Genomic DNA, 3181 nt, shown 5'->3' with positions numbered 1-3181 from the left:
GGCTCGCTTCGAGCGCCAGGTATCGATCCGCTTTGAGATCCAGCAGAACCACGCTGCTGCCGCTCAAGCAGGCAAACGCATGCTTGGATAGAAAGTAGGCCGGCCCCGGCACGAGTCGCACTCCTGTGATCAACGTCGGCAGCAGGCTGTGTGACGCCCCCTGACTAACGAAGGCTCAAACAGCGCCGACGCGGCGAAGAGGGGTGTGCAGCAGCCGAGGCTGCCGCACACGATAGTAAGGATTCGGAGCCTGGATTATAGACAGTAACGGGCGCCCGGCTCGCAGTCGATCCCCTCGGCCCTCAGCCACCCGTCGCCGCGGGTCTCTTTGGACATTCTGCCGAGATCGATCAGGTCATCCCCGTCGAGCATCGTTTCCGCCTCGACGATTCCTACGTCTTCCAATGCATGTTTCACAGCAGTCTCCTTCCGTGTCCATTGCTACATTGACGCCTGCGCGGAGCGCAGCAATCCGAGTATGCCTCTCGTCACTCGGCGCTTGCAACGTCAACGATATCAGCGATTGAAACGATCCTTCGCGGCTGGACTGTCTCGTTCGGAATATATCAAAATATTCTCAGCGACCTTGCGGTCTACTGGGTTCGTCGGGATCGCTGCCTTCTCCACGCTGTATACAGGCGATCGTCCCGCGACCAACGTGATGCCCCGAGTTCATCAGAGCGCCTTGGATTCGCGTATAGCCTCACGATTCTCTTGGGCTATTCGAACGAGATATCAGCGCGACGACGCACGCGATGTATTGAGGCTCCCACGCGTGATTTCGCTCATTCATCCGGAGAACATCCGTTCCTTGCGCGTAGTCTAATGATTTCGGGCACAACGCGAGGACATCATAGAAGTACTGTCACGTACGTTTGATCGATTTGCGTGGCCGGTTACGGCTTCCGACGTTCAATGAATGCTATCGAACACGGATCTGACTGGGACTGCAGGAACATAGCAAATGCCTTCCTCGCGTTCATTCCACTCAAGGCTGCTGAGTTCCGCCTTGGTTCCGAATGCCGGATGAAGCTCGGCATCGGGCCGGATACACTTTGGCGTCTGCGGAGGAGCGCATTCCGAATGCCCGCCACACATCAGGAAATACACTTAACAATGGACAGCCGGGGTTTCGTCGCTTCTCGCGCGTCGTTTCGGATCTGGTGTTTGACGCTGGCGTTGCTCCCTGTACCCGCGTGGAGCCAGTTCCAATCCTCCCCTTCCACAGCAGCGGCGACCTTTAGCGCAGAAATTGACGCGATGTGTCCAGAGGCGGTGCGCGAAGCCGAGGAGTTCCGGTCGCGCATGAAGACTCCGAGGGTGCACGCACCGCCGACCAGGCCCGCTCTTCGCGAGAATCTGCTGCTCATGGAAAAGCAGGACCAGGAGGCGAGAATGTTTCTGACTTCTTCCGGGCTCCGCATCAATCCAAGCAGCCCGGAGTCAATGCGCATGCGTGCAGTGGACTCCGCCAACCTCAAGCGGCTGAAGCACATCGTCACGCAGGACGGCTTCCCCACCGCGGAGATGGTCGGGCTCGATGGAGTCGGTGCGGCATGGCTGCTGACGGTACACGCTGCAGACGATCCGGATTTCCAGGAGAAGGTGCTGAAGCTGACCAAGGAGCACGTGCGCCGGGGCGAAGTGAGCAGCGATCAAGTTGCCTTGCTTACGGACGATCTTCTGAGCGCCCGAGGCAAGCCACAGCGATACGGCACCAATTTCGTATTGCGCGATGGCGAACTGAAACCCGCGCCAATGGAGGACGAAGCGAATGTCGACAAACGCCGGCGGGCAGCAGGGCTCGGCACGCTTGCGAGCTACGCATGCATCCTTCGCGCGATGCATGGCTCGCCAAAATCTCAGACGCCGGGCTCTTCGGACGCCTCTGAGTGAGCCCGCGCCCGACCGGAGCCAACCGTCTGTCGAATTCTCAACCCCGAAATCTCACCCGACTGATAGCGACCCAGCGGATCGCCCGCTCACGGCAGCGTCGCGGTAAAGGCTCTCATTTGCTCGACTACTTCATCCGGGTTCGACAGAAAGACGTAGTGATCAGCGCGCTCGATGCGCACCACTCGTGCCTGAGGAAGATCGCGTTGAAACAGTGCCATCTGCCTTCTGACACGCTCATCCTGAAACCAAACGAAAGCTTCGGCGTTCGAGCGCGCTTCGAGGTCACCGTCCTTGACGAGTCCTGGATCATTCATGGCAGCGAAGATACCGAGCGCTGGCACACGAACATCGGTGTAGCTGCGCTTGGCCGCTTCCATCTGTGGCCCCACGAACGACGGGCGACGAAATTTCATGAGCGGGCGTCCGTCGACATCCGCAGCGTGCATCATCCGGAACTCCGCCTCGGGGATCACCACCTTTGCTCCTTGTGCATACCAGGCCTGGACGGCCCTAAAGCTCTCAAGATCCGCGGACGTCGGATCAGGTCTCGGCGGACGGCCGTCTTCAATCCTGACCAGCCTCTGCAAAATGGCTTGGAGCTGCGGCAGACTTTCCTGAAGCATCTGCCGAGCGATCGGGCGGGAGTCGAACGGCTCAGCCATGAGTTGGTCGAACTTCGTCTCAAAGTCACGCAGTTGCTGCTTCCATTCGACGATTCTATAGAACCCCTCGGCTTCGTAGTCCGGATCCAGGGAATGGAACGCATCGAGGTAAATCACGCCGGCGATCTTCTCCGGGTGGCGCGAGGCGATGTTGCTCAGTTCGAATCCGGCGTAGGAATGTCCGACAACGACGGGACTCGTCAGCTTCAGCGACGCGATGACTGCGACTACATCGTCCCCCAGTTGATCGGCGGAGTAGCTATTCTCCGGAATGCTGGACGGCGGGGAGCCCCTGCGCGTCACCGCGTAGACCCGATAGTGCTGCCGAAGCCGTAAAGCAAAATCGTCGAACACATGCGCCGTGTTGCCTCCGCCCGCGAGTAGAACAATGGGCCGCCCCCTGCCACCCCAATCGAGCGTTTCCAATTGCACGTTCTCCGCGACCGTCATGAACCGCACCTTGTGCGCAGACGGATCGCGCCATGGAGCACGCTCGGCGGCGCTCGCCCAAGATAGAAACAGAGTTGAGAGCAGCAGCGCCGATCGTCGCATTCGCCACCAGAGCTTCCCTTCAGCCTCGCTCATCTGAGTTCGATCCTGTCTCTTATACACATCTCCGAGCC

At 59.4% G+C, this 3181-nt stretch carries 3 protein-coding genes; 1 reads left to right on the top strand and 2 read right to left on the bottom strand.

Translation table 11 applies throughout. The annotated features are described in order from the left end of the window. Window positions 1-255 precede the first annotated feature (255 nt). Entirely contained in the window at window positions 256-417 is a 162-nt protein-coding gene (locus D0550_RS35165) for a hypothetical protein (RefSeq protein WP_161966233.1), read from the bottom strand. A 498-nt stretch (window positions 418-915) separates the two neighbouring features. Here D0550_RS35165 and D0550_RS34780 point away from each other — a divergent pair, with 498 nt between their 5' ends. After that, window positions 916-1896: a DUF6624 domain-containing protein gene (locus tag D0550_RS34780; protein ID WP_153067487.1), complete on the top strand. Its 981-nt coding sequence runs from the start codon at window positions 916-918 to the stop codon at window positions 1894-1896. Between the two features lie 86 nt (window positions 1897-1982). Here D0550_RS34780 and D0550_RS34445 read toward each other — a convergent pair. Further along, a partial coding sequence (locus tag D0550_RS34445; RefSeq protein WP_206606732.1) for an alpha/beta fold hydrolase occupies window positions 1983-3181 on the bottom strand: 1199 nt, incomplete at its 5' end.

The sequence above is a fragment of the Steroidobacter cummioxidans genome, assembly GCF_003104955.1.
This window is presented reverse-complemented; position numbering and strand designations above follow the sequence as displayed.

Coding starts and splice junctions, on each gene's coding strand:
- D0550_RS34780 (WP_153067487.1), top strand. CDS start 916: ATGAATGCTATCGAACACGGATCTGACTGGGACTGCAGGAACATAGCA.